The sequence below is a fragment of the Rhodococcus sp. NPDC003383 genome (genome assembly GCF_053589115.1).
The window spans coordinates 1-24,711 of the sequence record NZ_JBSFRG010000003.1; the positions used below are offsets into that span (position 1 = coordinate 1).

Sequence of the window (24,711 nt, forward strand, 5' to 3'; positions counted from 1 at the left end):
TGTCCCCCGGGCCCCCCCCCCCCCGGGTGTGGTTGCGTTCGCGCCCTCACCCAAACCCACGCACGGGTCAGGGGATCACGGGGGCTGCGGCGCCGACGAACGCCACCATCTCGTAGCCACCCGGATTCGTCTGGATCGGGATCTGCTTCCAGTTGTTGGTCACCCACACGTTGCCCGCCTGATCGATCGCGACGGCGGTACTACGGGTCAATCCGTCGAACCCGTAGCCGGTTCCGTCCGGCGAAATGGGCGCGCCGGTGGTCGTGCCCGGCCGGCACGCCACGACCCGCACACCGCAGAACTGTGACAGCGCCTGCCCGCCGAAGTTCGCGACCCACACGTTGTCGATGCCGTCGACGGCGATGCCCCACGGGATACGCAGGCCACCACCGGACAGCGGCGTCGGGGTCAGCAGTTCGCCGCGCGCCCCGATCCGGGTCAACGTCCCGTCCAGATCTACAGGCCCTTCCGGGGTCGGGCACGGGATACCGATCGTGCGGGAGTTCGAGACCCAGGCGGTCCCGGCACTGTCGGTCGCGACCCCGAGCGGTTTGTCCAGTCCACCCCCGGCGACCGGCGGCACGATCGGGGTGCCGTCAGGCCCGAGCACGGCGACCGTATCGCTCCCGTTCCCGGTGACGAAGACCGTGCCGCCGGTGCCCTCGGCGAGACCGAACGGTTTGACGATCCCGAGGTCGGTGAGCTGCCGCGCCGACCCGGGATCCCCTCCGGGGTAGACGGTCACACTGTCGTTGCCGCAGTTGGCGAACCACACGTCGCCGCTGCCGTGGACGATGGTGCCCTGCGGCCAGCTGATCCCGCCCTGCGTGAAACCTTCGTCGGGCGAGAGCGCGACGCCGTCGGACGAGAACAGCGACACGCTGTTGTGCGGCGGCTGATCCTGTTCGGGACAGTCCGGAACCGGCGCTGCGAAGCCGAAGTTCGCGACCCACACGTTCCCGTCGTCGTCGATGTCGATGCCGAACCCGGCACCACTGAGCCCACCGCCGGTGTACGGCGCCCCGGGGAAGTTCTGCCCCGTCGGGGTCAGCCTGATCAGGTTGTTCGCCCCGCACACCGGGGTCTGCGCGCTGGGCGCGTACTGGTAGTTGTTGGTCACCCAGATGTTGCCGTCGTCGTCGACGGCGATGTTGCCGGGACCGTCGATGGAATGTCCGTCCCCGACGAACCGCAACGCGAGCGTCCATGCGCTCGGTGGCAGCACTCGATCCGGTTGGTACGGAGCAGGTCCCGCCTTCGACAGCGCGAACAGCGCCGGTACGTTCTGCCACGGGTGTCGGGCGGTGTTCACCATCGCCTGCCAGGTGTCGGCGGCCGTTCCCTGCCCGGGCTCACCAGCCAGATTCAGCAGTTGATCGCACACCACGGGGACCGCAACGCAATTGGCGATCATGTCGGCGAGAGAGCCGAAGGTGCCCAGGGTTTCGGTGTCCGGGCCGTTGGGCGAGGTCGCGAGCACGGCACCGACCTCCCCGCTGACGGGATCGACGAGATTGCGCGCCATACCCGCGGCGTTCGGCAGGCCCGGCGCACTACCGTCGATGCGCCCGCCGTTCGTGAACTGGGCGAGCGCGAACCCGGTGGCCACCGTCGTCCTCTCGTTGATCACGACGTCGCCGGGGAGCCCGCCCGCCCCGAGCACGCTCGCCAGCGTCACGCGGCGATCCCCCGGGTTCGTGGCGACCGCGTACACCACCGGCGTGCCCGCGGGCGCGGTGTAGTCGATCGTGAAGGCGCCGTCCGGACCGGACCGCGCGGTGCCGAGGGGTGCGGGAACGCCCGAGGCAAACAGGGCGACGTCGTAGCCGGCGAGCGGCGCGCCTGCCGTGAGCACCCGCCCGCGCAGCGTGCCGCCGTCGGCGGAGGCGGGGGACGCCGCCACCACGGACCAGAGGGCGGCCACGACCACCGTGACGACGATCGCGCACTGACGCCTGAAACCACTCGAACCACTCATGGGAAAGTTCCTGTCGGGGTGTCTGAGTGGTGCAATCGTGACACAGCCGACATCGCTTGCGTGCAGAATTCGGCGCCCCCTGCTCGCGATCGGCGGCACCGAGATTCTGTTCGCCCGACCCCACGAACCCCTCACCAGGGGTGCCGGGGCATACTGGGGACCTTGTGCCCTGAGCGAGGAGGAGTACCGGTGAGCGACGACCTGTCCGCCTACCGCCACGAGTTCGCCCGCATCGAGAAGAAGGTCGCCGGTGAATTCCGTGCCGGTCGCCGCCAGTGGGTGCTCTCCGGATGCGTGACGGTGCTGGTCGTCGCACTGTTGCTGCCCACGACCGAGAGTGCAGCGTCGTGGACCGTGCTCGCCGGTTGGTTCGGTGCGGACGCGCCCGTGACGGTTCCGATGCGTCTGTTCGTGACCCTGGCGACCGTGTTCGGGGTCGGGATCTCGACCGCTGCGCTGTGCCTGCGCCGGTGGCGCCTGGCCGTGCCGGCGATGCTCGGCTCGGGCCTGTCCTCGTTGTTCGGTCTGTTCGGATACTGGTCGCAGAACGGGATGGAAACGTCTGCGCCGCATTCGCCGTCGTTCGGGATGGTGCTCGCCTGGCTCGCGATGGTCGCGCTCACCTCACAGTGGCTGCCCGTCGTGCTGAGCAAGTCGCCCACCGATACCGGGCCGCGCCCGGCGGTCCTGTTCGCGCAGCGATAAATTCGGGTCAGGCTCGCCGCAGCAGGTAGGTGTCCATCACCCAGCCACGTGCGGCCTTCGACCGCGACCGCGCGGCCTCGATGTGCCCGAGGACTTCGGACAGACGTCCGGCGACGAGTTCCTCGTCGGACGTACCGAGGTTCGCGCCCCACCAGATGTCCCATTCCCCGGGCAGTTCCGTGCACGATAGATCGCTGTCGAGCATCACGACGAGGTTGTCGCCGCCCGCCGCGACCTCACGTGAAAGGCGGCGGCCGGTCGTGATCGTGACCGGACCGCCGATCCTGTTGAGCACCAGTCGATGCCGCGCGGCGAGCATCTGCACGCTGCTGACGCCGGGGATCACGTCGTATTCGAGGTCGACGACACCGCGGTCGCGGATCCGTTCGATCACGCGAATCGTGCTGTCGTACAGGCTCGGATCGCCCCACACGAGAAATCCGGCGGTCTCGCCGTCGCGGACCTGTTCGCGGAGGACCGTCTCGTAGACCTGCGCGCGGGCGGCATGCCAATCCCGCACCTCGTCGCCGTACCGTTCCGGTGCCCGATCACGGGGCGGGTCCGGGACGACGACGATCCGGTGGTCGCCGGTGATGTGACGTCGGCAGATCTCCTCGCGCACCGACACCAGATCGTCCACGCCGCGCTGCTTGTCCGCGACGAGGAACACGTCCACCTCGTTGAGCGCGTGCACCGCGGCGACCGTCAGATCGTCCGGTCCGCCGGGTCCGATCCCGATGAGGCGCACTCTCATCCGCGGTCCTCGAGGTCACCCTCGACGTCGAGGTAGGCCTGTTGCAGCGCCTGCATCGTCGACGGGTCCGGTTCGGCCCACAGCCCGCGATCGGCGGCCTCGCTGAGGCGTTCCACGATTCCCCGCAGCGCCCACGGGTTCGCCTCGCGCAGGAACTGCTGATTCTCCGGGTCGAGGGCGTAGGTCTGCGCCAGGGTCTCGTACATCCAGTCGGCGACGACGCCGGCGGTCGCGTCGTATCCGTAGAGGTAGTCGACGGTCGCTGCCAGTTCGAACGCGCCCTTGTAGCCGTGCCGGCGCATCGCCGCGAGCCACCGCGGATTGACCACGCGTGCCCGGAACACCCGCGCGGTCTCCTCCGACAGCGACCGGGTGCGCACGGCGTCCGGCGTCGTCGAATCACCGATGTACGCCTCGGGGTCGCTGCCGGTCAGCGCGCGCACGGTCGCGACCATGCCGCCGTGGTACTGGAAGTAGTCATCCGAGTCGGCGATGTCGTGTTCGCGGGTGTCGGTATTCTTCGCCGCGACCGCGATGCGCCGGTAGTTGGCGCGCATGTCCTCGGCGGCGGGCTCGCCGTGCACGTTCCGGCCGTACGCGAATCCACCCCACGCGGTGTACACCTCGGCGAGGTCCTCGTCGGTACGCCAGTTGCCGGAGTCGACGAGCTGCAGGATGCCCGCGCCGTAGGACCCGGGTTTCGACCCGAAGATCCGCCGCACCGCGCGCTCCGGATCACCGTGCTCTGCCTCGTCCCGCTCGGCGTGGGCGCGAACATAGTTCAGGTCATCGGGCTCGTCGAGCGCCGCGACCATGCGGATCGCGTCGTCGAGCATCCCGATCACGTGCGGGAAGGCGTCGCGGAAGAACCCGGAGATGCGGACGGTGACGTCGATGCGGGGACGGCCGAGTTCCTCGAGCGAAATCACGGTCAGCTCTCGAACCCGGCGGGATTCGGCGTCCCATTCCGGCCGGACACCGATCAGCGCCAGGACTTCGGCGATGTCGTCGCCGGAGGTGCGCATCGCGGAGGTCCCCCACACCGACAGTCCCACCGACCGCGGGTAGCTTCCGGTATCCGCGAGATAGCGTTCGACCAGGGCGTTCGCGAGAGCGACACCGGTGTCGTAGGCGAGACGGCTCGGCACCGCCTTCGGGTCGACGGTGTAGAAATTGCGTCCCGTCGGCAGCACGTTCACCAAACCGCGCAGCGGTGAGCCGGACGGCCCGGCGGGGACATAGCCGCCGTCGAGAGCGTGGAGCACGGCGTCGAGCTCGCCGGTCGTCTGCGCGAGCCGCGGCACGACCTGCTCGGCGGCGAATCCGAGCACCCGAGCGACCTCGGCATCAGTGTGCCCGAGCACGGATTCCACGGTGGACGAGGCGATTTCGGGTACCCACCCGCCGTCCTCCATCGCCTGGACGAGCGACCGGGCCTGCGATTCGACGGCGTCGACCTCGGTCAGCGGCGCATCGGGCTTCAGACCCAGCGCAGCACGCAGACCCGGCACGGCGTGCGATTTGCCACCCCACACCTGGGCGGCCCGCAGGATGGACAGCACCAGATTCACACGCGCCTCGCCCACGGGAGCACCGCCGAGCACGTGCAGTCCGTCGCGGATCTGGGCGTCCTTGACCTCGCACAGCCACCCGTCCACGTGCAGCAGGAAGTCGTCGAACTCGGCGTCGTGCGGCCGGCCGTCCAGGCCGAGGTCGTGGTCGAGTTTCGCGGCCTGGATCAGCGTCCAGATCTGGGCGCGGATCGCCGGGAGTTTCGCCGGATCCATCGCCGCGATGTTCGAGTACTCGTCGAGCAGTTGCTCCAGACGTGCGATGTCGCCGTAGGATTCGGCGCGCGCCATGGGCGGGATCAGGTGGTCGACGATCGTCGCGTGCGCGCGCCTCTTGGCCTGCGCGCCCTCACCGGGGTCGTTGACGAGGAACGGGTAGATCAGCGGCAGGTTCCCGATCGCGGCGTCGGTCGCGCACGCCGCCGACAGTCCCGCGTTCTTTCCGGGCAGCCACTCCATCGAACCGTGCTTGCCGAGGTGCACGACCGCGTCGGCCTCGAATCCGCGCTCCACCCAACGGTATGCGGCCAGGTAGTGATGGGAGGGCGCCATGTCCGGGTCATGGTAGATCGCGACCGGGTTCTCCCCGAATCCGCGGGGCGGCTGGATCATCAGCACCACGTTGCCGGCCTGCAGGGTCGCGAGGACGATGGCCTTGTCGTCGCCTTCGCCGTCGACGAACAACGACCCGGGTGCCTCACCCCACGCCTCGGTCATCGCGTCGGTCAGCTCCGCGGGCAGGTCCTTCGTCCACTCGCGATACCGCTCGGCGGTGACGCGCACCGGATTACCGGACAGCTGGTCGGCGGTGAGCCACTCCTCGTCCTGACCGCCGGCGTCGATGAGCGCGTGGATCAGGGCATTTCCGGCCTCCGTATCGTCCGCCAGATCCATGCCGGGGAAGCCCTCGCCCAGGTCGTAGCCCTGTTCGCGCATCGCCCGGAGCAGACGGATCGCCGAGACCGGCGTGTCCAGACCCACCGCGTTTCCCACGCGGGAATGTTTCGTCGGGTAGGCAGAGAGCATGATCGCGATGCGGCGCTGCGATTGCGGCACGTGCCGCAATCGCGCGTGGGCTACCGCGATTCCCGCGACCCTGGCGCAACGTTCAGGATCGGTGACGTACCGCGGCAGGCCGTCGGCGTCGAACTCCTTGAACGAGAACGGCACCGTGATGATCCGGCCGTCGAATTCGGGAACCGCGATCTGGGTGGCCGAATCCAGCGGGGAGACACCGTCGTCCGAGTCGGCCCAGCTGTCGCGACTCCAGGTCAGGCACAGCGCCTGCAGGATCGGGATGTCGAGAGCGGCCAGCGCCGCGACGTCCCACGCCTCGTCGTCCCCGCCCGCGCCGACGGTCGCCGGGCGGGTGCCGCCGGCCGCGAGCACCGTCACCACCAGGGCGTCGAGGCTGCCGAGTTCGGCGAGCAGATCGTCGGGTGCCCCGCGCAACGAGGCGCAGTGGATCACCACGGCCTGCGCTCGTCCGGTCGCGTCGATCGCATCCGCGAGATCGTGTGCGAATCGGACGTTTCCGCTGGTGTGGTGGGCGCGGTAGAAGACCACCCCCACCCTCGGCAAGCCGCCGGGCGCAAGCGCAGGACGCTCCGCGACACCCCATTCGGGCAGCGCCGCCGGGGCTTCGAATCCGTCGCCGCCGAGAAGCACGGTATCCGACAGGAATGCGTGCAACCGGGCCAGATTCGCAGGTCCGCCGTAGGCGAGATACCGGTGTGCTTCGGCCGCGATCCCGATCGGCACGGTCGAGTAGCTCATCAGTTCGCCGTCGGGGGTTTGCTCCCCACCGAGGACGACGACCGGGACCCCTTGTGCGAGAACCCGGTCGAGCCCGTCCTGCCAGGAACGCGCGGATCCGAGGATCCGCACGACCACCAGGTCGGAGCCCTCCAGCAGCGCGGGCAGCGCCGCCGGGGACTCGCCGGAGAGGTCCAGCCGGGACGGATTGCCGATCACCCAGTCGGCGCCACCGGCCCGCGCCGACAGCAGGTCGGTGTCGGACGTCGACAGCAACGTCAGGCGCGGCACTGCGCGCCCCGGAACAGCACGAATACAGCCATGTTCAGTCTCCAAACCCTCGTGGACCTCGCGTGCCGTGGCCGGTCTCCTGGCTGACGGATCGACGCTGCTCGGCCGACCTTCCCGGAGGTGACTCCAGTGGTCTCCGCACCGGCGAACCGGCACGGACGAGGGCGAACAACTACCCGCTCACAGTGGCGAGGGCCGCGCCGGTTTCCCACCGGCTTCCCGAGCACCACGGCACGCCGAGCCTAGCGCACGATTTCGGCAGGTGTGCAACCATGTGCGCCCATGACGGACCATTCGGCCGACCATCTCCCTCCGGATCGCTGCCCCGGCCTGCTGCGGCCGCACCTCGCCGCGGACGGCGCACTGGTGCGCGTTCGCGCCCCGGGCGGGCGTCTTCCCGACGGGGGTCTGCGACTCCTCGCGGCGGCCTCACGCGCATTCGCGGACGGCGACGTACACCTCACCTCTCGGGGAAACCTGCAGGTCAGAGGTGTCGTCGTCGACGAGTGCGGCGGCGTGCCCACCGGCTTGATCGAATCGATCGCGACGGCCGGGTTCCTCCCGTCCGCGAGCCACGAACGGGTCCGCAACATCGTCGCGTCCCCGCTGTCGGGACTCACCGGAGGGTTCGCGGATGTGCGCCCGATCGTCGGTGCACTCGACGCTGCGCTGTGCCGCGAACCGGCGCTCGCCGACCTGCCGGGCCGGTTCCTGTTCGGTGTCGACGACGGCCGCGGCGACGTCGCCGGTCTCCGGTGCGATCTGTCCGCGACGGCGCTCGATTCGGATCGGATGCGGATCGGGATCGGCGCCCTGAGCGGACCGGTCGTCCCGACTGCGGACGCGGTCCGGACACTGATCGACACCGCGCTGAGGTTCGTCGCGATCCGCGAAACCCGCTGGAACGTGCGGCAACTACCCGGCAAGGGCCGCGAACTGGGCGGTACCGCACCGCTCCCCCGTCCGGAGCGGCACCGAATGCCGTACGGGGTTCTCGACGGCGCGGTGTCCGTCCGGGTGCCCCTGGGAATCCTGACGCCGTCGATGGTCGCGGCACTCCCGGACAGCGGTGTGATCGTCACGCCCTGGCGCGGACTCGTCCTTCCCGCCGATACCGACGTGGAGGCGCTTACGGTTGTGGGATTCGACGCTGCCGCGGATTCGCCGTGGTCTCGGGTGACCGCGTGTACCGGCGCACCCGGGTGTAGTCTCGCCCGCAGCGATACGCGAGAAGTGGCCCGACGAACCGTCGCGGGGCCGGCCCCTTCCCGGCATGTCCACATCGTCGGATGCGAACGTGCTTGCGGCGCACCACATTTTCCCCATACCCTCGTCGTCGCCAGGAGTTCCATGTGATCGAGACACCCCCACCCCGCCGGTACGAGTACGAAACCGACGGCGCCGAGATCTACGTTCGCTCGTTCGCAACGATCCGCGCCGAGTCCGACCTCTCGGGGATCCCGGCCGATGCGGAGAAGGTCGCGGTCCGGATGATCCACGCGAGCGGCCAGACCGACCTGACCCGCGATCTGGTCATCCATCCCGGACTGGTCGGGGCGGCACGGAACGCACTGAACTCCGGTGCCCCGATCCTCACCGACGCGAACATGGTCGCCTCCGGCGTGACCCGCAAGCGACTTCCGGCGGACAACCCCGTGCTGTGCCTGCTCGGCGATCCCCGGGTGCCGGGCCTCGCCGAACGGTGGGGTACCACCCGGTCCGCGGCGGCGGTGTCTTTGTGGGCCGAGCATCTCGAGAACGCGGTCGTCGCGATCGGCAACGCGCCCACCGCCCTGTTCCACCTGCTCGAGATGCTCGACGCGGGCGCCCCGCGGCCGGCCGCCATCGTCGGTGTGCCGGTCGGATTCATCGGTGCCGCGGAATCGAAGGAAGCCCTGATCGAACACGAACTGCAGATCCCGTTCCTCGCGGTCCGGGGACGACGTGGCGGGTCGGCGATGGCGTCGTCCGCACTCAATGCACTGGCGCAGGAGCAGGAATGAGCACCGGACGACTCTACGGCGTGGGTCTCGGCCCCGGCGATCCCGAACTGATCACCCGCAAGGCGGCGAGACTCATCGGCGAGGCCGACGTCATCGCGTACCACTCCGGCACGCACGGCCGATCCATCGCACGATCCATTGCCGCCGAACTCATCCCGGACGGCGCACTCGAGGAACCGCTGGTGTATCCGGTGACGACCGGCACCACCGACCACCCCGGCGGGTACGACGGCGCGATCGCCGACTTCTACGACGACTGCGCCGGACGGCTCGCGGCACACCTCGATGCCGGCCGGATCGTCGTCGTGCTCTGCGAGGGCGATCCGCTGTTCTACGGCTCCTACATGTACCTGCACGATCGACTCTCGGAACAGTATGCTGCCGAAGTCGTTCCGGGCGTGACGTCGTTCTCCGCCGCGGCCGCCGCAGCCGCGGAACCGCTCGTACGGCGCACCGACGTGCTCACGATCCTGCCCGGCACCCTGCCGGAACCGGAACTGGCGCGGCGCCTCGCCGACACGGACGGCGCCGTGATCATGAAGCTGGGCCGGACCTTTCCCGCCGTACGCAACGCCCTCGCCCAGGCCGGCCGACTCGACGACGCCGTCTACGTCGAACACGCATCGATGGGCGGTCAGCGCATCGCACCGGCCGCTGAGGTGGATCCCGATGCGGTGCCGTACTTCTCGGTGATCCTGGCGCCCGGCGACCGGGCGCCGCGCAATCGTGACACCGCCGACCGCTCCCGCCCCGAGGTCGAACAGAATCCGGAACTGCCTGCGGCGCAGGAGCTGCTGGTGATCGGGCTGGGTCCCGCCGACGAACGGTGGCTGACCCCGGAGGCTTCCGCGGCGCTCGCCGACGTGGATCATGTGGTCGGGTACGGGCCTTATGTGGATCGGGTGCCGGTTCGTCCGGGGCTGCAACGTCATTCGAGCGGAAATACCGTCGAGGTGGACCGCGCGCGATTTGCTCTCGAGCTGGCACTGAGGGGCGAAAAGGTCGCGGTCGTGTCCGGCGGCGACGCGGGCGTGTTCGGCATGGCGTCGGCGGTGTTCGAGGCCGCGCAGGACGACCGCTACGCAGAGGTTCCGGTCCGGGTGATCCCGGGTGTGTCCGCGATCCAGGCTGTCGCCGCGCGCGTCGGCGCCCCCATCGGCGGCGACTTCGCGGTGATGAGCCTGTCCGACCGGCTCAAGCCGTGGCCGGTCATCGAGAAACGCCTCGTCGCGGTCGCGCAGGCGGACCTGGTCCTCGGCATCTACAACCCGGCGTCGCGGTCGCGCACGACGCAGGTCGCCGACGCCAAGACGGTGCTGCTGCGGCACCGTCCGGCCGACACCGTGGTCGTCGTCGGCCGGGACGTGGGCCGGCCCGGCGAGTCTCTCGAGGTCACCACGCTCGAAAAGTTGGATCCGGCGACGATCGACATGAAATGCCTCGTGATCGTCGGCGCCGCAGGTACTTCGGTAACGTCCTCGGGTGCCGTGTGGACGGCCCGATCCGTGCGGTGAGCGCCTGGAGAGGTCAGAGTGTCGGGTCGTCGATGATCGATTGAACGAGCACGCCGTAGGTCTCGATGAGGCGGTTGCTCTCGATCACGTCGGGGGTGACGAGTTCGAAGGTCCGCAGCCCGCTGGCCAGCCCGAGCAGCATCGTGACGATCAGCCGGGCACGAACCTGGGTCGGGCCGTCCTCACCGATGGCGGCCGCGATCCGCGGGACGAACCGCGCCGCCATCTTCTCCCGCGCTGCTTCCCGGTCGGGTGCCTCCTGCAGCAGGAACGGCGCCATCGCCCAGAATTCGAAGTCGCCGGTATCGCGGCGTTCGACGAGCGCCCGGGTCATCCGATGGCCGAGCGGTTCGGCGGGATGGTCGAGTTCGCCGACGTTGGGAGCGTCCGGGACGGCGGCCTCGAAGAGCTGAGCCTTGCTGCCGGTCAGTTTCATCACCAGCGCCGGTGAGACACCGGCGCGTTCGGCGATGTCGCGGATCGTCGTCGAGGTGAATCCGCGTTCGGTGAACAACTGCCGCGCGACATCGAGGATGACATCACGCGTCGTCCGGTCGGTCACGACCCTGCCCGGACGGATTCCGGGGTGGACACCTGTTCTGCGCGGGCACGGGTGGGCTTCGGAAGGAACACACCGGCCAGGGTAGCCAAGAGGGTCGCGGTGGCGGCGACGCCGAACATCGCGACGAACGCGCCGTGCCCGGGCAGGGTTTGTCCCGCGACGTCGACGGTGATTGCGGTCAGCAGCGCGGCGACGACCGCGCTCATGCCGGACGAGCCGATGGTGCGCAGCAGCCCGTTGACGCCGTTGGCGGCGGCGGTTTCGCTCAACGGCACCGAACTCATGATGAGCGCCGGCATGGTCGCGAAGGCCACGGCGTTGCCGATACTCCCCAGGACACTGCCCACGATGATGAGCGCGACGGTGTCGTCGAAGGTCATGCGGAAGGCGTAGGCGCAGGTCATCAGGACGGTCGCCGCCACGAGGGTCGCGCGGGCACCGAAGCGACCGGTGATCCGGGCCGAGAGCGGCGAGAAGATCATCATGGCCATGCCGCCGGGCACCATACACAGGCCCGCGGTCGCGGCGCTGAGCCCGAATCCGAATCCGGTGGCCTCGGGCAGCTGCAGCTGCTGGGTGGTTCCCAGGGTGTTGGCGTACGCGGCGAACGAGACGAACAGGCCCGCGATGTTCGTGAGGAGCACCGGGCGATACATCGAGACCCGCAGGTCGACCATCGGCGCCTTCACGCGCAGCTCGTACGGAACCCACACGGCGAGGACGACGACGGCGGCCGCGAGGCTCAGCAGGATGCGCGGGCTGGTCCAGCCCCAGGCCGGTCCCTTCGAGATGCCGAGCAGCAGCGCAATCAGGGCGAGCGAGAGCAGGACCGCGCCGACGACGTCGAACCGGCCGCGGGTACCGGTGACGCCGGCCGGAACGAGGATCAGGATGCCGGTCAGCAGCAGCGCACCTGCGGCCGCGGACACCCAGAACACCGAGGCCCAGCCCAGGTGGTCGAACAGCAGGCCCGCGGCCGGCAGCCCGAGGGCGCCGCCGATGCCCATCGTGGCGCTGACCAGGGCGACGGCGGCTGCCACCTTCTCGCGGGGGAGCACGTCGCGCAGGACGGCCATCGCGACCGGGATCAGCGCGGAGGAGAAGCCCTGGAAGCCGCGGCCGACGAGAACCGCGACGTAGGTGCCGCCGAGCGCGGCGATCAGGGAACCGAGCACCATCATCGACAGGGACAGGATCATCATCCGGCGTTTGCCGTACATGTCGGCCATGCGCGAGACGATGGGCGTCGCGACCGCGCCGGTCAGCAGCGTGATCGTGACGAGCCAGGTGGCGTCGCCGTCGCTGACGTTCAGGATGCCCGGCAGGTTCGGCAGCAGCGGGACCACGAGGGTGGTCTGCAGCGCGACGACGAGCCCGGCCAGGCTCAGCAGCGCGGTGACGGCGGTACCGGACCGTACCGGCGCGGGGGTGCCCGCCGAGGGGCTCGGATGATCTGGGGTCACGGTGTTCTCCATCGCTCGCAGGGGGTGAACGATGTTCACCGCGCCCCAGTGAACGTCGTTCACCCCTTTCCGTCAAGAACGCTCCCGGTTCGACGCGGGCCCATGCAGGCAATTCCCACTCTCCAATGAGGAGAATGTGATTGACATCTCTTTCGAGCTGATGCTAAACAGGTGCTCAGCACACAGCGATCTCGACCGTCCAGCGTCCTTTGTTCGTGCGAAGTCCGAGGTGACGAGTGAGCGTGACCCCCTCAGTTCCGTCCTGTTATGTCGGTACCCGCGTTCCACGCGTCGAGGACCCTCGGTTGCTCACAGGAGCCGGGTTGTTCGTCGACGACGTGACCCGCCCGGGCATGTTCCACGCGTGCTTCGTCCGCAGCCCGATTCCCCGCGGCAGAATCCTCTCGATCGACACCAGCGAAGCCGAAGCACTCGACGGCGTGCACGCGGTGTTCGTCGCGTCCGACCTCAACCCGCGCGTCCACGAGCAGAAGTACGCGCTCGACGGGCCGTTCATGCCGAGCCTGAACTGGCCGCCGCTCGCCGAGGAGGAGGTCCGGTTCGTCGGCGACCCGGTCGCGCTCGTCATCGCCCGCGACCGCTACATCGCCGAGGACGCCGCCGAACTCGTCGCCGTCGACTACGACGCGCTGACCCCCGTCGTCGACTACGCCACCGCCGACACGAACGACGAACTCGTCCACGCACAGTTCCCCGGAAACAACGCCGGCGGCATGGCGATCCCGCCGTCCGAGGACCTGCTGCGCATCTTCGACGAGGCCCCGCACGTCGTGAGCCGGACCATCCATCAGCAGGCCTACATCGCGGTGCCGATGGAGACGCGCGGCCTGGTCGCCGAGTGGACGAAATCGACCGGGGAGATGACGATCTGGGCGTCGACCCAGTCGCCGCACGAGGTCCGCGCGTTCTGCGCGAAGCTGCTCGGCATCGACGAACACCGGGTCCGCGTGCTCATGCGCGACACCGGCGGCGGATTCGGACAGAAGGTCGTGCCACAGCGCGAGGACATCTGCATCATGCTCGCGGCGACGATGTTGCCGTTCGCGGTCAAGTGGATCGAGGACCGGCAGGAACACATGATGTCCGCGGGCATGGCACGGCAGGAACACGGCGAGGCCCGCATGGCGTTCGACACCGACGGCAGGATCCTCGCCGCGACGCTCGACCACGTGCAGAACGTCGGCGCCTACCCGATCCCGTCCCCGATCACCGCCGCATCCGCCGTCGGCATGCTCTTCCCCGGCCCCTACCGCATCCCCGCCGCGACGTTCAGCCTGAAACTGCACTACACCAACACCGTCGGCCGCGTCGCCTACCGGGGTCCGTGGCAGTACGAGTCGATGGCACGAGAAGTGCTGCTGGACAGCGCAGCCCGGCGCATCGGCCTCGACCCCGTCGAACTCCGGCGCCGGAACATGTACAGCAGCGACGAATTCCCGGTCGCGGCACCGACCGGAATGCCGTTCAGCGACGTCACCCCGCGCGAGACCTTCGAGCAGGCACTGGCCATGCTCGACTACGACGCGTTCCGCCGCGAACAGGAGCAGGCCCGCGCCGAGGGCCGCTACATCGGCGTCGGCACCTGCACCTACCTCGAACCCACCGCCGGTGCAACCCCGTTCCACAGCACCGAGGGCGCGACCATCCGCATCGAACCGTCGGGCAAGGTCAACGTCTACGTCGCGGGCGGATCGTCGGGCAACAGCCTCGAAACCACCGTCGTCCAGCTCACCGCCGACGCGCTCGGCGTCGCCCTCTCCGACGTCAACACCATCCAGGGCGACACCGCGGTCACGCCGTTCGGCGCCGGCACGGGCGGCAGCCGTTCGGGGGCGATGACCGCCGGCGCGGTCGGTGAGACCGCGTCGGTGCTGCGCGAACGTATCCTCGCGATCGCCGCGCATCGTCTGGAGGCCGCCCCGGAGGACATCGAACTCGCCGACAGCCGCGCCACCGTCCGCGGCGTCCCGGGGGCCGGGATCTCGCTGCAGGAGATCGCGGACATCGCGTACTTCCAGACCGAGACCCTGCCGCCCGGTGTGCCACCCGGGCTGGAGGCGAGCGGTCGCTACCGCGCCGAGCACATGATGATCTGGGCCAACGCGACGCACCTGTGCACGGTCGAAGTGGACATCGCGACCGGCGCGGTGAAGTTCCTGCGCTACATCGTCAGCGAGGACTGCGGCCCGATGATCAACCCCAACGTCGTGGAGGGCCAGATCTGGGGCGGCACCGTGCAGGGCATCGGCGGCGCCCTCTACGAGCACCTGGCCTACGACGAGACCGGCAACCCCGTGACCACCACGTTCATGGATTACCTGCTGCCGACCACCACGGAGGTCCCCGACATCGAACTCGGGCACATCGAAACACCGAGTCCCGGACCGGGCGGCCACAAGGGCGTCGGCGAGGGCGGCGCGATCGGATCGTCGCCCGCGGCCGTCAACGCGGTCGCAGATGCCCTCTCCCCCTTCGGAGTCGAGATCACCCGGCTGCCGCTGACCCCGTCGACCATCGTGTCGATGATCGAGCAGGCCCGGACGGTGACGGCATGAAACCGGCAGCATTCGACTACCACGCGCCCGCGACCGCCGAGGAAGCCGTCGCACTGATCAGCGAACTCGGCGACGAAGCGAAGTTCATCGCCGGCGGACAGTCCCTGATGCCGATGCTCAACCTGCGGCTGGCCGTGTTCGAGCACCTCGTCGACCTGCGCCGCGTACAGACCTTGCGCGGCATCGAAATTCGCGGCGATTCGGTGTGGATCGGCGCCGGCACCACGCACAGCACGGTCGGCCGGTCCGAGCAGATCCGGACTGCGGTGCCTCTGCTGTCGCGCGCGACCCCGCTGATCGGGCACTTCCAGATCCGCAACCGGGGCACGATCGGCGGGTCGATCGCCCACGCGGACGGCGCCGGCGAATACCCGGCCGTCGCGCTGACACTCGACGCCGAGATCGAGACACTGTCGCCCGGCGGCACCCGCACGATCCCCGCGTCGCAGTTCTTCACCGGCATGTGGAGCACCGACCTCGCCGAGGACGAACTGATCACCGGTATCACCTTCCCGGTCGCGCCGGCTCGCAGCGGCTACGCGATCGAGGAGTTCACCCGTCGCAGCGGCGATTTCGCGGTCGCGGGTGCGCTGGTCGCGTTGACTCTCGCCGAGGACTCGACGATCGAACGGTGTGCGATCACCACGTTCGGGCTGGGTCCCACCGCAACCCGCGCGACCGTCGTCGAACAGGCTCTCACCGGCGGGGCTGTGGCCGAGCAGGATCCGGAGATGGTGGCCCGGGACGTTCTTGCCGGTGTCGAGTCGATCTCCGAGGACCTGCACGGTCCGGTCGAGTACCGCAAGCGTGTCGGCACGGCAATGGTGGCGCGCGCATGGCAGCGCGCCGTGGAGGAGGCAACGCATGGCTGACGTCGACATCGAGGTCCGGATCAACGGCACGAGCTTTCGCCGCACCGTGCCTCCGCGGCTGACCCTCGCCGATTTCCTTCGCGTCGACTGCGGTTTGACCGGAACACATCTCGGTTGCGAGCACGGGGTCTGCGGCGCCTGCACCGTGATGCTCGACGGGGAAGCGGTCCGCGCGTGCCTGGTGTTCGCGGTGCAGGCCGACGGTTCCGAGATCACGACCATCGAGGGGATCGCCGAACCCGACGGCACGCTGTCACCGGTCCAGGCCGCGTTCCGCGATCACCACGGTCTCCAGTGCGGCTTCTGCACACCGGGTTTCGTCGTCACCGCGAGCGCATTCCTGCGGGACAACCCGTCCCCGACCGACGACGAGATCCGGGAAGCGCTGTCCGGGAACATCTGCCGCTGCACCGGCTATCAGGGAATCATCGCGGCCGTGAAGGCGGCCGCGGGCACCGTCGCTGCCGACGACTGAACGAGGGGCCGAGGGCAGGGGCCGGGATTTCTCTCCCGTTCTTCCGAGCGAACGGTACATTCAGTCGATCTGAGCGAGTGAGTGTACCGCTCGCTCGGGCGGAGGGGCAGGTCAGCGCACCCGGTCGCGCGCCGGATCGTAGAGATGTGAGCACGCGACGTCCGCCTGCTCCCGGATGCCGAGTGCCCGGCCGACGAGGATGACCGCGGTGTGCTTCAGTTCCGCCGCCTCGGCGAGGTCGGCGATGTCGGCGAGCGTGCCGCGCAGCACCACCTGATTCGGCCGGGACGCGAACGCCACGACCGCGGCCGGGCAGTCCGTGCCGTACTCTGCGCTCAACTCCTCCGCGAGCGTGCGGATCCGCGTGATCGCCAGGTGCAGAACGAGACTCGCGCGAATCCCCGCGACCTTCGCGAGCGCCTCGGTGTCGGGCATCTTGGTGGAGCGGGCCTGCGTGCGGGTGAGCACGACGGTCTGCGCGAGTTCGGGAACGGTCAGTTCGGTGCCGAGCGTCGCGGCGGCCGCGGCGTACGCGGGCACCCCCGGCGTGACGTCCCACGGCACGCCCGCGGCGTCGAGTCGCCGGGTCTGCTCGGTGAGGGCCGAATACAGCGACGGGTCACCGGAACACAACCGCACGGCGTCGAGTCCGCGTCGGTGCGCATCGACGAGATGCGCGGTGATCTCGTCGAGATCGAGGTTCTGGGTGTCGATCAGTTCGGCGCCGGCCGCGCAGTGCGACAGCACCTCCTCGTCCAGGTAGGTGCCCGCGTACAGCACCATCGGCGCCTCACGCAGCAGGGCAACCGCCCGCAGCGTCAGCAGATCGGCCGCCCCCGGTCCGGAACCAACGAAATGTACTGTCATTTTCCACCTTTCACGACACTCCACTGCACCACCGGACGCAGCGCCTGCCAGCCGGTGAACGTTCCGATCGCGGCGGCGTGTTCGACCGACAGCCGCGTGAGTTCTCCCCCGCGGCGCTTCCACCACTCGACCAGCACCGCCTCGGTCTCCAGCGTCACCGCGTGCGCGACGAGGCGGCCACCGGGGCGCAGCGCATCCCAGCAGGTGTCGAGCACCCCCGGCCGGCTGCCTCCGCCGCCGACGAAGATCGCGTCGGGCGTCTCGAGTCCGGCCAGCACGGCGGGGGCGGCACCACGCACGACCTGCACCGTGGCCGGGACGCCGAGTCGGGCGGCGTTGCGTTCGATCGCGTCGGCGCGGGCGTCGTTGTGCTCGAGCGCGACGGTGCGGCAGCGTGGATCGGTGCGGGCCCACTCGATGCCCACCGACCCGGCGCCGGCCCCGACGTCCCACAGCACCTGGCCCGCTTTCGGGGCCAGCGCGCACACCGCCGCGACGCGGATCGGACGTTTGCTGAGTTGCCCGTCGTGCTCGAAACAGTCGTCGGGCAGACCCGGCGTGGTCGAAAACCCTTCAGCTCCGCAACATTCGATGCACAACAGGTTCAGGTCGGCGGCCGGCATGTCGACGAACTCGGAGGCCCGCCCGTCGCGGCGCGTTTCGTCGGTGGGATGTCCGAGGTTTGCGAGCACGGTGACGCGGGCGTCTGCGAAACCGGCGTCGACGAGCAGTCGCGCCACCTCCGCCGGACCGGAGGCGTCGGAGGTCAATACGACGAGGCGGCGGTCGCGTGTCAGATAGCGGCGCAATGTGCCGACGTGGCGGCCCACCAGGGTGACGGTGTCGCAATCCTCTGCGGCCCAACCCATCCGGGCCCTGGCCAACGCAACGGAGGATACCGTCGGGATCACCCGCACGGCACCGGATCCGAGTCGGCGGATCAGCGTGGTGCCGATGCCCGACACCATCGGGTCACCGGACGCGACCACGACGACGTCGCGCCCGGCGTGCCGCGCCAGCAGGTCGTCGAGACCGGCGAGCAGCGGCGACGGCCACGGCTCGCGGAGAGCGGGCGTGTCCGGCAGCAGTGCGAGGTGCCGGCGTCCGCCGATGAGCACGTCGGCCTGCAGCACCTGCGCCTGCCCTTCGGAGGTGATGCTGTCCCAGCCGTCCGCACCGACGCCGACGACATTGATCGAGGAACCCATGGCGGTGAACCATAACCGAGACTCTCCGGCTACACTCGGCGGCGGTAGTGACAATCGAGGTGCTCCTTCACAGGGGATAATCGGGAAGCCGGTGTGAATCCGGCACAGGCCCGCTGCGGTGACCCGGGAGTCGTCGATCACGCGCGTAAGCGCAGCCACTGGACCGTCGGTCCGGGAAGGCGATCGCACGGCGCTCGACCGGGAAGTCCGAATACCGGCCTCGATTCGGCTGCCGGACAGAACGTCCCAGCGGGAGCCTGTGGAGGATCTTGTGCACGTGTATCCGTTCAGCGCCGTCGTCGGCTCCGACGACCTGGCGCTGGCCCTGACCCTGTGTGCCGTCTCGCCGGCGATCGGCGGGGTGCTGGTGCGCGGCGAGAAGGGCACCGCGAAATCGACGATGGTGCGGGCGCAGGCGGCACTGTTGCCGCAGGTCACCGTGGTCACTGACTGTCGTTTCGGGTGCGATCCGGATGCCCCGGATCCGGCGTGCGTCGACGGTCCGCACCCCGCCGGTGCCGCCGCGCGCACCCGCCCGGCCCGGCTCGTGGAACTGCCGGTCGGCGCCACCGAGGACCGGGTCACCGGGTCGCTGCACCTGGGCAAGGCGCTGGCCGAGGGGACCGCGGAATACGAGCCCGGACTGCTCGCGCTCGCGCACCGCGGCGTGCTCTACGTCGACGAGGTGAATCTGCTGCACGACCATCTCGTCGATCTGCTGCTCGATGCCGCCGCGATGGGTCGTTCGACCGTCGAGCGTGACGGTGTCTCCGTCACGCACGCGGCCCGGTTCGTCCTGGTGGGGACGATGAACCCGGAGGAGGGCGAGCTGCGGCCGCAGCTGCTGGACCGGTTCGGGCTCACCGTCGAGGTCGCGGCGCCACGTGATCCCGCGCAGCGTGCGGAGATCGTCCGGCGTCGCCTGGCGTTCGATGCCGACCCGGACGGATTCGTCGCAAAGTGGTCCGACGCCGAGGCCGCGTTGTCGCGTCGCATCGCCGATGCCCGGCTCCGGCTCCCGCACGTCCGCCTGCCCGATGCCGCGCTCGTCGCGATCGCCGAGGTGTGCGCGGCGTTCGACGTCGACGGGATGCGCGCCGACCTGGTGACCGCGAAGGCCGCGGTCGCGCACGCCGCGTGGTGCGGGCGCGGCGAGGTGACCCGCGAGGACATCGCGGTCGCGGCGAAACTCGCGTTGCCGCACCGGCGTCGCCGCAATCCGTTCGACTCCCCCGGGATGGACGACCGGCTGCTCGACGACCTGCTCGACGACGGCGGCGAGCCCGACGGCCCCGACGACGATCCGGGCGGTGGTGGCTGCGAGGGCCCGGACACCTCCGGCCAGGATCCCCAGGGTCGGCCCGCCGAGACGACGGTGACGGCCCCCGCCGAGCCCTATCGTGCCCGCCTGCTGACCGCGGACCGGACCGGTCGCGGAGCGGCGGGGCGTAGGTCGCGGGCACGCACCACGATCGGCCGCACGGTCGGGGAGCACAACGGCGACTCCGGCCCGATCCACCTGCCCGCGACCATCCGCGCCACCGCCGCACGCCCGTGTGCCTTTGTGGCGGCTGGGACCGCCACAAAGGCACACGGGTGGGAGCTGCGGCGGAAGGTCATCGAAGGCAAGGAAGCCAACCTGGTGCTGCTGTGCGTCGACGCCTCCGGGTCGATGGCCGCGAAAGCACGGATGACGCAGGTGAAGACCGCGATCCTGTCGCTGCTGCTCGACGCCTACCGCCGCCGCGACACCGTCGGGCTCGTCACCTTCCGCGGCGACGGCGCGCATCTGCTGCTGCCTCCGACGAACTCCGTCGACGTCGCCGCGACCCGGTTGCGGGAACTGCCCGCCGGCGGCCGCACGCCGCTGGCGGAGGGGCTGGCCGAGGCCGCCGAGACCATTCGACGGCACCGCTTACGCGATCCCGACCGGCGGGCGCTGCTCGTCGTCGTCACCGACGGTCGCGCCACCGCCGGTCCCGACGCCGTGAACCGCTCACTCGCTGCCGCCGAACTCATTGCCGCACAGGGCATCTCCTCCGTGGTTCTGGACTCGGAGACCGGCCGGTTCCGGATGGGACTCGCACGACGGCTCGCCGAACGTCTGGGTGCCGAGTACGTCGCGGTCGGCGACGTGCAGGCCGACGCCATCACCACCGCGATCCGAGGGAGGGCCGCCTGATGCCGAAGGGACAACCGATCGCGGTCCCCGACGACGGTCTCACCACCCGGCAACGCCGGAACCGGCCGCTGCTCATGGTCAACACCGGCGACGGGAAGGGCAAGTCGACGGCCGCGTTCGGTCTCGCGCTGCGCGGCTGGAACCAGGGCTGGTCGGTCGCGGTCTTCCAGTTCGTGAAGTCCGCGAAGTGGCGGCTCGGCGAGCAGACGGCGTTCGAGACGCTCGGGGCGTTGCACGACGAACGCGGCACCGGCGGGGCCATCGAATGGCACAAGATGGGGTCGGGTTGGTCGTGGTCGCGCAAGGACGGCACCGAGGAGGACCATGCCGCCGACGCCCTCGCCGGATGGCGGGAGATCCGGCGCAGGCTCGAGGCCGAACAGCACGGGCTGTACGTGCTGGACGAGTTCACCTACCCGATCAACTGGGGCTGGGTGGACATCGACGAGGTCGTCGACACCCTCGTCCACCGCACCGGACATCAGCACGTGATGATCACTGGTCGCCGCGCCCACCCCAAGCTCGTCGACGCGGCAGACCTGGTCACCGAGATGACCAAGATCAAGCATCCGATGGATGCCGGACAGAAGGGCCAGAAGGGCATCGAATGGTAGGCACAGCATGGTAGGCACAGCATGGTAGCCATACCACGGCTGGTGATCGCCGCTCCCGCATCGGGGCACGGAAAGACCACCGTTGCAACAGGTCTCATGGCTGCACTCCGCGTGACCGGTCACGTCGTGTCCGGGCACAAGATCGGACCCGACTACATCGATCCCGGCTACCACGCCCTCGCCACCGGCCGCCCGGGCCGCAACCTCGACCCGCACCTCGTCGGCACCGACCTGGTCGCGCCGCTGTTCCTGCACGGAGCGGCCGGTGCCGATCTGGCGATCGTCGAAGGCGTCATGGGCCTGTACGACGGGATGCTCGGCACCGAGGGGTTCGCCTCGACCGCCCACGGCGCCGCGCTCCTGCAGGCCCCCGTGGTGCTCGTCGTCGACATCTCGCACGCCTCGCGGTCGATCGCGGCGGTCGTGCACGGCATGGCGTCCTACGACCGGGGCGTCCGTATCGCCGGGGTGATCCTCAACAAGGCCGGATCGCAGCGGCATTCCGACGAGGTGACCGCCGCGCTGGAACCGACCGGGATCCCCGTGCTGGGTGTTCTGCAGCGCGACGACGGGATCAGCGCCCCGTCGCGACATCTGGGGCTGGTGCCGGCGCAGGAGCGCGACGAGACGGCCGGGCAGCTGGACCGGCTCGCCGACCGGATCGCCGCGCACGTCGACCTCGCCGAGATCGTCCGGATCGCCCGCAGCGCACCGGATCTGCACGCAGAACCGTGGTCCCCCGGCGCCGGCACGGAGGAGGATGGTCCGGTCGTCGCGATCGCCGGCGGTCGCGCCTTCACGTTCCGCTACACCGAGACCGAGGAGATGCTGCGCGCCGCGGGATGTCGCACCGTCGTGTTCGATCCGCTGCGCGACGAACAGCTTCCCGACGGCACCGCGGGCATCTACCTCGGTGGCGGATTCCCCGAGGTGCACGCCGCGGACCTGTCCGCGAACACACCTCTGCGCGAACACCTTCGGAGTGCGATCCGCGCCGGGGTCCCGACGGTCGCCGAGTGCGCGGGATTGCTGTACCTGTGCCGCGATGTCGACGGCGCCGACATGGTCGGGGTGCTCGACGCCTCCGCCCGGATGACGCCGCGCCTGACCCTCGGCTACCGCACGGCGATCGCCCCTGTCGACAGCCTCCTCGCGGTCGCTGGGACGCGGGTGACGGGTCACGAATTCCACCGCACTGCAGTCGAACCCGGGAGCGAACCTGGGTGGCTGCTGAACGGACGGCCGGACGGGTTCGCGACCGCGACGCTGCACGCGTCGTACTTGCACACCCACTGGGCAGGGCACCCGTCGATGGCGCAGCGGTTCGTCGACGCCGTGCGCGGCGCGACGCCCGTCCCCGCACCCCCGCGCCGACCGCGGACGAAGGCCCCGGACCTGCATCACCACGGCGACCGCGAAGCCACCCCCGGGCTGGTGGACCTGGCCGTGAACGTGTCGCGGCGACCGCGTCCGGTCTGGCTCGACGACGCACTGCGCGCCTCACTCGACGAGCTGAGCCGATACCCGGACCCGAGTGCGGCGCGCGCGGCCCTGGCGGCACGTCACGGCCGGACCGCCGACGAGGTGCTGCCCACCGCCGGTGGCGCCGAGGCTTTCACCCTGATCGCCCGGGCGCGGCCCTGGCGCAAGCCGGTGGTGGTTCACCCGCAGTTCACCGAACCCGAGGCCGCGCTGATCGCCGCCGGGCACACCGTGCACCGGGTCCTGCTGCGACCGGAGGACGGTTTCGTGCTCGACCCGGCCCGCGTTCCCGACGACGCCGATCTGGTGGTGGTCGGCAACCCGACCAATCCCACGTCGGTGCTCCATCCGGCCGGGTCGCTGCGGTCGCTGGTGCGGCCCGGGCGCGTGGTCGTCGTCGACGAGGCGTTCATGGACGCGGTACCGGGCGAACCGGAAACACTGGCCGACGCGTTCGTTCCGGGACTGGTCGTGGTGCGGTCACTGACCAAGACGTGGGCGATCCCCGGGGTGCGGGCCGGTTACGTCGTCGGCGACGCCGCGGTGATCGCGGATCTCGCCGTGCACCAGCCGCCGTGGTCCGTGTCGACCCCCGCCGCGGCGGCGATGATCGCCTGCGCGTCGGCGCAGGCCACCACCGAATCCGAGGCCATCGCGGCCGAGATCGCTTCGCACCGAGAGTTTCTCGTCGATCAGCTGAACGCGCTCGGTTTTCCCGTCGCGGGCGATCCCGCCGGACCGTTCGTGCTGGCGCGGGTTCCCGAGGACACCCGGGAGAAGCTGCGCGCGAGCGGGTTCGCGGTGCGGCGCGGCGACACCTTCCCCGGCCTCGGCGAGGACTGGATCCGCATCGCAGTGCGCGACCCGCAGACCACCGGGGCGCTCGTCGACGCGTGGCGGTCCATCCGATGAGGGCGGCGGGACTGGCCCTCGGATACGTGGCCGACCGGATCTTCGGCGATCCGCGACGCGGGCATCCGGTGAGCGGATTCGGGGCGATCGCCCGCGCCACCGAACACAGGCTGTATGCCGACTCCCGCTGTGCCGGAACATTGTTCACCGCTGTCCTGGTCGGAGGCGCCGCTGCGCTCGGCTACGCCGCCGACCGCGCCACCCGGCGACATGCCCTGCTGAACACAACGGTCACCGCCGCCGCGACGTGGGCGGTACTCGGCGGGCGATCGCTCGGCCGCGAGGCCTGCGCCCTCGACGACCAGCTCCGCCGCGGAGATCTCGATGCCGCCCGCATCCAGGTAACCCATCTCGTCGGACGCGACCCCTCGCGACTCGACGCCGACGGAATCGCCCGGGCCACCATCGAATCCGTCGCCGAGAACACCTCGGACGCGGTCGTCGCCCCACTGGTGTGGGGGGCGCTGCTCGGCCCGGCCGGACTGCTCGGATACCGGGCGGCGAACACCCTCGACGCCCGCGTCGGCCATCGTACCCCCCGGTTCGATCGGTTCGGCTGGGCCTCCGCACGTTTCGACGACGCGTTGAATCTCGCACCCGCACGTCTCACCGCGCTGCTGGCGGCGCTGCTCGGCGACGATCCCGGGGCCGCGCTGCGCATCTGGCGGCGCGACGCGCACAAGCACCCGAGTCCCAACGCCGGGCCGGTCGAGTCCGCGTTCGCCGGAGCCCTCGGGGTCACGCTCGGGGGCGTCAACGTCTACCACGGGCGCGTCGAGGACCGCGGCACCCTGGGCGACGGCCCGCACCCGGTGCCCGTCGACATCGGCCGCACCGCCCGGCTCGCGGCGCGGGTCGGGGCGGGAGCGCTCGCCGTGGCGGTTGCCACGGCGCTCGCAGCCGGTCCCCGCGGCCGGTAGTTGCCCT

At 70.2% G+C, this 24,711-nt stretch carries 18 protein-coding genes and 2 riboswitches; of the genes, 11 read left to right on the forward strand and 7 right to left on the reverse strand.

Annotated features, from left to right (window positions below):
• Window positions 1-67: 67 nt before the first annotated feature.
• Window positions 68-1,978: a hypothetical protein gene (locus ACWDTS_RS03700; protein ID WP_450111653.1), complete on the reverse strand. Its 1,911-nt coding sequence runs from the start codon at window positions 1,976-1,978 to the stop codon at window positions 68-70.
• A 189-nt stretch (window positions 1,979-2,167) separates the two neighbouring features.
• Between ACWDTS_RS03700 and ACWDTS_RS03705 the strand changes: the two genes are divergently transcribed.
• Complete coding sequence (locus ACWDTS_RS03705) at window positions 2,168-2,683, forward strand: Rv2732c family membrane protein (protein WP_197254916.1); 516 nt, start codon at window positions 2,168-2,170, stop codon at window positions 2,681-2,683.
• 7 nt (window positions 2,684-2,690) lie between these two features.
• On the opposite strand, the gene cobF is transcribed toward ACWDTS_RS03705, so the two are convergent.
• Complete coding sequence (gene cobF, locus ACWDTS_RS03710) at window positions 2,691-3,437, reverse strand: precorrin-6A synthase (deacetylating) (RefSeq protein ID WP_450111654.1); 747 nt, start codon at window positions 3,435-3,437, stop codon at window positions 2,691-2,693.
• Window positions 3,434-7,054 carry a cobaltochelatase subunit CobN gene (gene cobN / locus ACWDTS_RS03715; protein ID WP_450117609.1) on the reverse strand — a complete coding sequence of 1,207 codons (3,621 nt, stop codon included), beginning with the start codon at window positions 7,052-7,054 and terminating at the stop codon, window positions 3,434-3,436. Before cobN ends, cobF begins: the two co-directional genes overlap by 4 nt.
• A gap of 52 nt (window positions 7,055-7,106) precedes the next feature.
• Window positions 7,107-7,300, reverse strand: a riboswitch (cobalamin riboswitch).
• 36 nt (window positions 7,301-7,336) lie between these two features.
• Here cobN and ACWDTS_RS03720 point away from each other — a divergent pair.
• Genes ACWDTS_RS03720 through ACWDTS_RS03730 form a run of 3 tightly spaced genes read left to right on the forward strand, consistent with a single transcriptional unit; the run spans window position 7,337 to window position 10,571 of the window.
• Window positions 7,337-8,410, forward strand: coding sequence for a cobalamin biosynthesis protein CobG (locus tag ACWDTS_RS03720; RefSeq protein WP_450117610.1), 1,074 nt, complete (start codon window positions 7,337-7,339; stop codon window positions 8,408-8,410).
• Complete coding sequence (locus ACWDTS_RS03725; protein WP_450111657.1) at window positions 8,407-9,057, forward strand: precorrin-8X methylmutase; 651 nt, start codon at window positions 8,407-8,409, stop codon at window positions 9,055-9,057. The genes ACWDTS_RS03720 and ACWDTS_RS03725 overlap by 4 nt, the downstream gene beginning before the upstream one ends.
• Window positions 9,054-10,571 (forward strand): precorrin-2 C(20)-methyltransferase, encoded by a 1,518-nt coding sequence (locus ACWDTS_RS03730; protein ID WP_450117611.1) that lies wholly within the window; start codon window positions 9,054-9,056, stop codon window positions 10,569-10,571. The genes ACWDTS_RS03725 and ACWDTS_RS03730 overlap by 4 nt, the downstream gene beginning before the upstream one ends.
• Window positions 10,572-10,584: 13 nt before the next feature.
• On the opposite strand, the gene ACWDTS_RS03735 is transcribed toward ACWDTS_RS03730, so the two are convergent.
• Window positions 10,585-11,133, reverse strand: a complete 549-nt coding sequence (locus ACWDTS_RS03735; RefSeq protein WP_450117612.1) for a TetR/AcrR family transcriptional regulator — start codon at window positions 11,131-11,133, stop codon at window positions 10,585-10,587.
• Entirely contained in the window at window positions 11,130-12,596 is a 1,467-nt protein-coding gene (locus ACWDTS_RS03740; RefSeq protein WP_450117613.1) for an MFS transporter, read from the reverse strand. The genes ACWDTS_RS03735 and ACWDTS_RS03740 overlap by 4 nt, the downstream gene beginning before the upstream one ends.
• A 242-nt stretch (window positions 12,597-12,838) precedes the next feature.
• On the opposite strand from ACWDTS_RS03740, the gene ACWDTS_RS03745 reads away from it, so the two are divergent.
• Genes ACWDTS_RS03745 through ACWDTS_RS03755 form a run of 3 tightly spaced genes read left to right on the forward strand, consistent with a single transcriptional unit; the run spans window position 12,839 to window position 16,519 of the window.
• A complete protein-coding gene (locus ACWDTS_RS03745) occupies window positions 12,839-15,172 on the forward strand; it encodes a xanthine dehydrogenase family protein molybdopterin-binding subunit (protein ID WP_450117614.1) in 2,334 nt (777 codons plus the stop codon).
• Window positions 15,169-16,044 (forward strand): FAD binding domain-containing protein, encoded by an 876-nt coding sequence (locus ACWDTS_RS03750; RefSeq protein ID WP_450117615.1) that lies wholly within the window; start codon window positions 15,169-15,171, stop codon window positions 16,042-16,044. The genes ACWDTS_RS03745 and ACWDTS_RS03750 overlap by 4 nt, the downstream gene beginning before the upstream one ends.
• Window positions 16,037-16,519 carry a (2Fe-2S)-binding protein gene (locus tag ACWDTS_RS03755; RefSeq protein ID WP_197254902.1) on the forward strand — a complete coding sequence of 161 codons (483 nt, stop codon included), beginning with the start codon at window positions 16,037-16,039 and terminating at the stop codon, window positions 16,517-16,519. The genes ACWDTS_RS03750 and ACWDTS_RS03755 overlap by 8 nt, the downstream gene beginning before the upstream one ends.
• 111 nt (window positions 16,520-16,630) lie before the next feature.
• Here ACWDTS_RS03755 and ACWDTS_RS03760 read toward each other — a convergent pair whose 3' ends face one another.
• The gene (locus tag ACWDTS_RS03760; protein ID WP_450117616.1) at window positions 16,631-17,386 is read right to left on the reverse strand and encodes a cobalt-precorrin-4/precorrin-4 C(11)-methyltransferase; all 756 of its coding nucleotides are present in this window, start codon (window positions 17,384-17,386) and stop codon (window positions 16,631-16,633) included.
• The gene (gene cbiE / locus ACWDTS_RS03765; protein ID WP_450117617.1) at window positions 17,383-18,594 is read right to left on the reverse strand and encodes a precorrin-6y C5,15-methyltransferase (decarboxylating) subunit CbiE; all 1,212 of its coding nucleotides are present in this window, start codon (window positions 18,592-18,594) and stop codon (window positions 17,383-17,385) included. Before cbiE ends, ACWDTS_RS03760 begins: the two co-directional genes overlap by 4 nt.
• 40 nt (window positions 18,595-18,634) lie before the next feature.
• Window positions 18,635-18,831: riboswitch (cobalamin riboswitch) on the forward strand.
• 34 nt (window positions 18,832-18,865) lie between these two features.
• On the opposite strand from cbiE, the gene ACWDTS_RS03770 reads away from it, so the two are divergent.
• Genes ACWDTS_RS03770 through ACWDTS_RS03785 form a run of 4 tightly spaced genes read left to right on the forward strand, consistent with a single transcriptional unit; the run spans window position 18,866 to window position 24,704 of the window.
• Window positions 18,866-20,776: a VWA domain-containing protein gene (locus ACWDTS_RS03770; protein ID WP_450117705.1), complete on the forward strand. Its 1,911-nt coding sequence runs from the start codon at window positions 18,866-18,868 to the stop codon at window positions 20,774-20,776.
• Window positions 20,776-21,390 carry a cob(I)yrinic acid a,c-diamide adenosyltransferase gene (gene cobO, locus ACWDTS_RS03775; RefSeq protein ID WP_450111558.1) on the forward strand — a complete coding sequence of 205 codons (615 nt, stop codon included), beginning with the start codon at window positions 20,776-20,778 and terminating at the stop codon, window positions 21,388-21,390. Before ACWDTS_RS03770 ends, cobO begins: the two co-directional genes overlap by 1 nt.
• A 21-nt stretch (window positions 21,391-21,411) precedes the next feature.
• The gene (locus ACWDTS_RS03780) at window positions 21,412-23,784 is read left to right on the forward strand and encodes a cobyrinate a,c-diamide synthase (RefSeq protein WP_450111559.1); all 2,373 of its coding nucleotides are present in this window, start codon (window positions 21,412-21,414) and stop codon (window positions 23,782-23,784) included.
• Window positions 23,781-24,704 carry a cobalamin biosynthesis protein gene (locus tag ACWDTS_RS03785; protein ID WP_450111560.1) on the forward strand — a complete coding sequence of 308 codons (924 nt, stop codon included), beginning with the start codon at window positions 23,781-23,783 and terminating at the stop codon, window positions 24,702-24,704. The genes ACWDTS_RS03780 and ACWDTS_RS03785 overlap by 4 nt, the downstream gene beginning before the upstream one ends.
• Window positions 24,705-24,711 lie beyond the last annotated feature (7 nt).